Here is a 7,439-nt window from a genome sequence, read left to right as displayed (position 1 = left end):
TTACCGTGGTCGACGTGGCCGATGGTGCCGACGTTGACGTGCGGCTTGGTCCGTTCGAATTTACCTTTTGCCATTTTATTCTTCCTTAGAACAATGATTTAAATGTAGGGACCGGCATTCTCGTGAAAGCCGGCCCGGAACTTCTATTACTTAGCTTTCGAGCTTACGATTGCTTCAGTCACATGCTTAGGTGCTTCAGCATAGTGCTTGAATTCCATCGTGTAAGTCGCACGACCTTGGGTCGACGAACGCAACGATGTAGCGTAACCGAACATTTCCGACAGAGGTACTTCGGCCTTGATGATCTTGCCGCCACCGCCAGCAATTTCATCCATACCTTGCACCATGCCGCGACGCGACGACAGATCGCCCATCACGGTACCGGCGTAGTCTTCCGGCGTTTCCACTTCCACGGCCATCATCGGCTCCAGGATGACTGGCGATGCTTTGCGGCAGCCATCTTTGAATGCCATCGAAGCGGCCATGCGGAATGCATTTTCGTTCGAGTCAACATCATGGTACGAACCGAAGAACAGCGTGACTTTCACGTCAACGACTGGGTAGCCAGCCATCACGCCCGAAGTCAGCGTGTCGCGCACACCTTTTTCAACTGCAGGGATGTATTCGCGAGGAACGGTACCGCCCTTGATCGCGTCAACGAATTCGAAGCCCTTGCCCGGTTCTTGCGGTTCGATCTTCAGAACCACGTGACCGTATTGACCACGACCACCCGATTGCTTGACGAATTTGCCTTCCGACTCTTCGCACACTTTACGGATCGTTTCGCGGTAAGCCACTTGTGGCTTGCCGACGGTCGCTTCAACGTTGAATTCGCGCTTCATGCGGTCAACGATGATGTCCAGGTGCAACTCGCCCATACCGGCGATGATGGTCTGGCCCGATTCTTCATCGGTACGCACGCGGAACGATGGATCTTCTGCAGCCAGGCGGTTCAGTGCCAGGCCCATTTTTTCCTGGTCGGCCTTGGTTTTTGGCTCGACTGCCTGCGAAATCACCGGCTCAGGGAAGACCATGCGCTCCAGAACCACGCTGGCTTTTTCGTCGCAAAGCGTATCGCCCGTGGTGGTGTCTTTCAGACCCACAACGGCGGCGATGTCGCCAGCGCGCATTTCCTTGATTTCTTCGCGTTCGTTCGCTTGCATCTGCACGATACGGCCGATACGCTCTTTCTTCTGCTTCACGGAGTTCAACACCGAGTCGCCCGAATTCAGGGTACCCGAGTAGCAACGGATGAAGCACAACTGACCGACGAACGGATCGGTTGCGATCTTGAACGCCAATGCCGAGAATTTCTCATTGTCGTCAGCTGCGCGCTCGACTGGCTGCTCGTCGTCATCCAGACCTGGGACAGGCGGAATGTCGATAGGCGATGGCAGGTACTCGATGACCGCGTCCAACATGGCTTGCACGCCCTTGTTTTTAAAGGCGGTACCGCACAACATTGGAACGATTTCGCTGGCGATGGTACGCTGACGCAGAGCAGCCTTGATCTCGGCTTCCGACAGGTCGCCTTCTTCCAGGTACTTGTTCATCAGGTCTTCGGACGCTTCAGCAGCGGCTTCAACCATGTTCTCGCGCCACTTGGCAGCATCAGCGGCCAGGTGTGCAGGAATGTCGCCGTATTCAAACTTCATGCCTTGCGACGCGTCGTCCCAGATAACCGCTTTCATCTTGACCAGATCGATCACACCGGTGAAGACGTCTTCAGCGCCGATAGGCATCTGAATAGGTACTGGGTTCGCTTTCAGACGCGAACGCATCTGATCGTAGACCTTGAAGAAGTTGGCGCCGGTACGGTCCATCTTGTTCACGAAGGCCAGACGCGGCACTTTGTACTTGTTAGCCTGACGCCATACCGTTTCCGATTGTGGCTGCACGCCGCCGACTGCACAGTAAACCATGCAGGCGCCATCCAACACGCGCATCGAACGTTCCACTTCAATGGTGAAGTCAACGTGGCCTGGGGTGTCGATGATGTTGATGTGGTGCGCTGGGAAGTTGTTTGCCATGCCTTTCCAGAAGCACGTAACAGCAGCCGAGGTAATCGTGATACCGCGCTCTTGCTCTTGTGCCATCCAGTCGGTGGTGGCTGCGCCATCATGGACTTCGCCCAGCTTGTGGTTCACGCCTGTGTAGAACAGGACGCGCTCGGTCGTGGTCGTCTTACCTGCATCGATGTGAGCGGAAATACCGATATTGCGGTAGCGCTCAATGGGGGTCTTGCGGGCCATAATTAATCCTAAATGAATGGACAAAACCGAGCAGCATTTTTTTGCAAAAATGAGCCCGGCCTCGAACAACAGATGCTTGACAGCCGCCTTGCGGTAGCTGGCTTTATATTAGAAGCGGAAATGCGAGAACGCTTTGTTCGCTTCAGCCATACGATGGACTTCGTCGCGTTTTTTCATCGCGCCGCCGCGGCTTTCAGCCGCTTCCATCAGCTCACCGCCGAGGCGTTGTGGCATCGATTTTTCGCTGCGCTTGTTAGCAGCTTCACGCAACCAACGCATGGACAGAGCCATACGACGGACTGGGCGAACTTCGACCGGCACCTGGTAGTTTGCACCACCGACGCGACGGGATTTCACCTCAACCAGCGGCTTGGCGTTGTTGATTGCGGTAGCAAAAACTTCGAGCGGATCTTTGCCCGATTTTGCTGCGATGTGCTCGAAAGCACCGTAGATGATGTTTTCTGCAACCGATTTCTTACCGGACAGCATCAGCACGTTTACAAATTTAGCGACATCAGTGTTGCCGAATTTTGGATCTGGCAAAATTTCGCGCTTGGGTACTTCACGACGACGTGGCATATCAATTCCTTTCAATCTTCAGTTGAGCGCGCGTTCTTCGCACACTCGCGGACGACCATCATAGTCTTCCACTTACTCGACCAGATGCGGTCGACTACATTCACTTAGCTAGTTGCCACTGAGCGAAACTTGGGTTTGCTGCGTACAACTTATTACTTCTTGCCAGCTTTAGCGCGCTTGGTACCGTACTTCGAACGCGATTGCTTACGGTCTTTGACGCCTTGGGTATCGAGGGCACCGCGAACCATGTGGTAACGCACACCCGGCAAATCCTTGACGCGGCCGCCGCGCAACAGCACAACACTATGCTCTTGCAGGTTATGGCCTTCACCGCCAATGTACGAAATGACTTCGAAACCATTGGTCAGGCGAACTTTAGCGACTTTACGCAGAGCCGAGTTAGGCTTCTTTGGAGTCGTGGTGTAAACACGTGTGCAGACGCCACGTTTTTGCGGGCTGTTTTCCAGCGCCGGCGATTTGCTCTTCACGGTCAAAGCGACGCGTGGATTGCGAATCAATTGATTGATGGTTGGCATCGTTATAAATCCAACAAAAAACTACGATTAATAACCCGGGCAAGATGCCCGGCGACTAAAACCTCGTCCCGCTTTCATCTACTGCGCACCGGAGGCGCCCGCAGCCACTCGATAAGGAGCGGCCATGAAATGCCAAGTAATGCGTAAACGATGAGCAGAATAAAATCGAGAACTCGCTAGTTTAGACCTTGTGTTACAGGGGGTCAATCAGTTTACCGCTTTTTGCTATAAAAAAAGGCAAAAATCGCGGGCATTTGTGGTGTTTTGACTAATTTTCGGCAGCGAGGCGCGGACGCCGCCACGCGCAAACGCTTGATGATTTGGCACTCTTTCCCTGCGGCCAAGCATCTGGCACGCACATTCTTGTATGACCGCAAGACAACAAAAGGATTGATAATAGCGGACATTTTTCGCTGCCCTCCCGCCCTCCTTTATGCGCTCCTTGCTTCGCCCCGCCAATCTGTTCCTGCTCCTGACGTATGCCTTGCTGACGGCCGTGCCCTTCATCCCCACGCTGCTGGGGCGCGCGCTCGAGCATCCGTGGCAGATGTTCACGTTCGAGCTGCTGGCCTGGCTGGCCGTCTGGAGCGTGTTCCAGCGCCCCGCCTACTTCCACTGGCTGCTGGTGCCCGCCTTCCTGGCCCTGCCGACGGAAATCTACCTGTTCATCTTCTATGGCCAGGGCATTTCCACGCACCACCTGGGCATCATCTTCGAAACCAGTCCCAAGGAAGCGATGGAATTTCTCGGGCAAAAAGTATGGCTGATGGGCGCCGTCATGCTGGGCGTGATCGCCTGGTGCGCCCTGAGTTGGTATGCGGCCACGCGCACGCGCGACCTGGACTGGCGCGGCAAGACGCGCCCGGCCGCCTTCGTGCTGCTGATCCTGCTGGGCGGCTTCTGGTGGTATGGCTACGAATTCGGTTTCGAGGCCAAGGTGCTGCACAGCGCCGCCGCATCCGCCAAGGCCAGCCATCCGGCGGCCAGCGGCAAGGCGGGCGCCTCCGGCTTCGGCGACGCCAGTTCGGCCGACGACGAAACGGCCGAGGAAGACGAAGAGAGCAGCAAGCCCGAGAACGCCAGCATCGCCGGCGCCGACGAGACGGGCCTGGGCTGGCCCAGCCTGCCCCACTGGGCGCGCCTGCCCTACGCCTTCGACACCGTCAGCAATTCCTGGCCCTTCGGCCTGGCCGCGCGCGGCTTCGATTTCTACAAGGAACGCAGATACCTGGCCGAGCTGGGACAGAAAAGCAGCAGCTTCCGTTTCGGCGCGCACCAGCAACAACCCGATCCCCATCCGGAAGTGGTGGTCATGGTGATCGGCGAATCGTCGCGTTACGACCGCTGGAGCCTGAACGGCTACGAACGCGACACCAATCCCCTGCTGAAACAGGAAAGCAACCTGGTGCCGCTGGCCGACGTCATCACGGCCGTTTCCGCCACGCGCCTGTCCGTGCCCGTCATCATCTCGCGCAAGCCGGCCACGCAAAGCCTCAAGGATGGCTTCTCGGAAAAATCCTTCCTCACCGCCTACAAGGAAGCGGGCTTCAAGACTTACTGGCTGTCGAACCAGATCTCGTTCGGCCAATTCGACACGCCCGTCTCCGTATTCGCCAAGGAAGCGGACGTGGTGCAATTCCTGAACCTGGGCGGCTTTACCAACAGCTCGAACTTCGACCAGATCCTGTTCGCCCCGTTCAAAAATGCGCTGGCCGACCCGGCGCCGAAAAAACTCATCGTGCTGCACACCCTGGGCAGCCACTGGAACTACAGCCAGCGCTATCCGAAATCGTTCGACAAGTGGCAGCCGTCGCTGTTCGGCGTCGACAAGCCCGTCTACACGGACACGGCCATCAAGCCGCAGCTGAACAACAGCTACGACAGCTCCATCCTGTACACGGACTGGTTCCTGTCGAACGTGATCGGCATGCTGAAGGACGACGGCCAGCGCACCGCCCTGCGCAGCTCGCTCGTCTATGTGGCCGATCACGGCCAGACCCTGTACGACGGCACCTGCCGCCTGGCCTTCCATGGGCATAACACGCAGTTCGAATTCCACGTGCCCGCCTTCGTCTGGTATTCGCCGCAATTCCAGCAGCATTATCCGGACAAGGTGACGCAGCTGCGGCGCCATCAGAAGGCGCGCCTGTCGACGGAAAACATGTTCCACACCCTGCTCGACCTGGGCGACATCCGCTTCGCGGGCGAACAGCCCGAATGGAGCATCGCCAGCCCCCGCTTCAAGCAGCACAAGCGCTACGTCGACAGCTATGGCTGGACCAACTACGACAACGCCATCATCCGCGGCGATTGCCGCGAAGTGATCGACAAGAGCACGCCGGAAAAGCAGGACAAGTAAGGGCGGTCATCAGGCCCGTTCCAGCACGCCGCCGCAATCGGCCGGTTGCGCCATGTGCGTGCTGAGCCAGTCGAAGACGCGTTCCGCCTTGTCTTCGATGGCGCTGTCAAAGCCCCGCTGCGCCAGCAGGGCGATTCCGTTCGTGGCCTGCAGCACACCGCGCGCCAGCAGCAGCGCGCCCGCATCGTCGCGGCGCACGCACCACGGCGCCAGGCAGTCTTCCAGCAAGGGCCCCAGCACCAGGTTGTGCGACGAGACGATCACCAGGTGGCGCGCGGCCAGCGTATGCAGCACGGCGGCGGCCGCCGCCACGGATTCGAGGTGGTTCGTGCCGCGAAAAATCTCGTCGATCAGGAACAGCGCCGGCGTCCCCTCCTCGGCCAACGCCAGCAATTCGCGCGCGCGGCGCAATTCGGCGATGTACAGACTTTCGCCGCCATCGAGCGAGTCCTCGTTCTGCATGCTCGCATACACGGCCAGGCGCGGCACATCGGCGCTGTGGGCATGACAAAAGCCAAAGGCCCGCGCGCAGACCAGGTTCAAGCCTATGCAACGCAGCAAGGTGCTCTTGCCGATACCGTTCTGTCCGGAGATGAAGCCCCCCTTGCCCTGCACGCCGAACGACAGCGGCGCGGCGTTCGCCAGCAGTGGATGCCGCATGCCCTGCAAGGCCAGGGAGCGCGGCGCCGCGGTGCCCGCCCAGCAAAACACGGGAAGCGCGCGCAGGTGCCGCGCCAGCGCCAGGTCCGCTTCCAGCTGCGCCACCTGGGTGAAGCTGTCGCGCAGAAAGGGCAGCTGCCGCGCCACCAACTGGCGCGTGCGGAAATAGCGCTTGATGTTTTTCAGCAGGAGCCAGTCGCCATATTCGACCAGTACCGTATCGATGAAGGGCACGTAGTGCAGCAGCGAGCGCTCGATGGCGCGCGTCAGCCTGGCCGCCTGCGCGCCGCCGGCAGCCCATGGCAAGGCTGCCGGTCCATCAAGCCGCGCCAGCGCGGCACGGGTTTTCAGCAGGAGGCGCAAGGTATCGAGCGTGCGCTCCCATTGCTTGGCGCTTTCGTAAAAACGCACCTGTACGGCCATCAGCGCGACACAGGCGGCCAGCACGCCAAACAGCGCCGGCCAGCCCACCAGCCAGGCGGCGGCGATGGCCAGCAACAGGGCCAGCGGCACCAGCCATAGCCAGGCGCTCCACCATGGCGCCGGTGCCAGCACCGCGCCGAACAGGGTCTCGCTCACCTCTGTATCGGCCTGGCGCAAGGGCAGGCAGGCTCGCTCCAGGCTGGCCACTTGTGCCGGGTCGTCCAGCAATCGCCGGACGCGCGCGACAGAGGCGGGATCGGCCTGGCCGCCGCTCAGACGCCGGTGCAGCTCCTGCTGGCCGAAGATGCTGGTCTCGCGCGCCAGCTGCGCCGCATACTGGTCGAGCAGCAGCTCGTCCCAGGTCTGGCCATCGAGCGATGGCGCCTCACCCGTCAGCCGCTGCAGCATCGCCACGTCGCTGCGCGCGAAAGGATAATCGAGCGCCGGCGCGAAGGCGCTGGCAGGGAAAAGTTGCTGGAGGAACGGATGCATGGCGCCTGCGGAGGAGTCGATGAAGGGAATGCCACAGCAGATGCAGGCGATTGCCAATTTATCAAGTGCCGCCTGCGCCCGCGGACATGCCGGACGGCACGGACACAACGGACAACCGGACGCTCGATATTTTTCCCA

5 protein-coding genes and 1 pseudogene are annotated in these 7,439 nt (G+C 59.4%); 1 reads left to right on the top strand and 5 read right to left on the bottom strand.

The genetic code is table 11. The features are described from left to right. The 4 genes and pseudogenes from IGS60_RS27320 to rpsL form a co-directional block, all read right to left on the bottom strand. Positions 1 to 74 (bottom strand): annotated as a pseudogene (locus IGS60_RS27320) (elongation factor Tu); the annotation flags it as partial. A gap of 72 nt (positions 75 to 146) precedes the next feature. Further along, positions 147 to 2,252: an elongation factor G gene (fusA, locus tag IGS60_RS27315; RefSeq protein ID WP_070223447.1), complete on the bottom strand. Its 2,106-nt coding sequence runs from the start codon at positions 2,250 to 2,252 to the stop codon at positions 147 to 149. A gap of 108 nt (positions 2,253 to 2,360) precedes the next feature. Continuing rightward, entirely contained in the window at positions 2,361 to 2,831 is a 471-nt protein-coding gene (rpsG, locus tag IGS60_RS27310) for a 30S ribosomal protein S7 (protein WP_010394377.1), read from the bottom strand. 152 nt (positions 2,832 to 2,983) lie between these two features. Further along, positions 2,984 to 3,367: a 30S ribosomal protein S12 gene (rpsL, locus tag IGS60_RS27305; protein WP_010394376.1), complete on the bottom strand. Its 384-nt coding sequence runs from the start codon at positions 3,365 to 3,367 to the stop codon at positions 2,984 to 2,986. A 433-nt stretch (positions 3,368 to 3,800) separates the two neighbouring features. On the opposite strand from rpsL, the gene IGS60_RS27300 reads away from it, so the two are divergent. Further along, positions 3,801 to 5,726, top strand: coding sequence for a phosphoethanolamine transferase (locus IGS60_RS27300; protein WP_230506762.1), 1,926 nt, complete (start codon positions 3,801 to 3,803; stop codon positions 5,724 to 5,726). 9 nt (positions 5,727 to 5,735) lie between these two features. Here IGS60_RS27300 and IGS60_RS27295 read toward each other — a convergent pair whose 3' ends face one another. Beyond that, positions 5,736 to 7,301 (bottom strand): DNA mismatch repair protein MutS, encoded by a 1,566-nt coding sequence (locus IGS60_RS27295; protein WP_230506761.1) that lies wholly within the window; start codon positions 7,299 to 7,301, stop codon positions 5,736 to 5,738. Positions 7,302 to 7,439 lie beyond the last annotated feature (138 nt).

Origin of the sequence: Janthinobacterium sp. FW305-128 (genome assembly GCF_020858135.1) — a bacterium.
Classification (GTDB): domain Bacteria; phylum Pseudomonadota; class Gammaproteobacteria; order Burkholderiales; family Burkholderiaceae_D; genus Janthinobacterium.
Note: the sequence above shows the minus strand (reverse complement) of the source record. Positions and strands in the feature narration are given on the sequence as shown.

Excerpts from the sequence above, each read along its gene's own strand:
- IGS60_RS27300 (WP_230506762.1), top strand. The coding sequence starts at position 3,801 with ATGCGCTCCTTGCTTCGCCCCGCCAATCTGTTCCTGCTCCTGACGTAT.
- rpsL (WP_010394376.1), bottom strand. The coding sequence starts at position 3,367 with ATGCCAACCATCAATCAATTGATTCGCAATCCACGCGTCGCTTTGACC.
- IGS60_RS27295 (WP_230506761.1), bottom strand. The coding sequence starts at position 7,301 with ATGCATCCGTTCCTCCAGCAACTTTTCCCTGCCAGCGCCTTCGCGCCG.
- fusA (WP_070223447.1), bottom strand. The coding sequence starts at position 2,252 with ATGGCCCGCAAGACCCCCATTGAGCGCTACCGCAATATCGGTATTTCC.
- rpsG (WP_010394377.1), bottom strand. The coding sequence starts at position 2,831 with ATGCCACGTCGTCGTGAAGTACCCAAGCGCGAAATTTTGCCAGATCCA.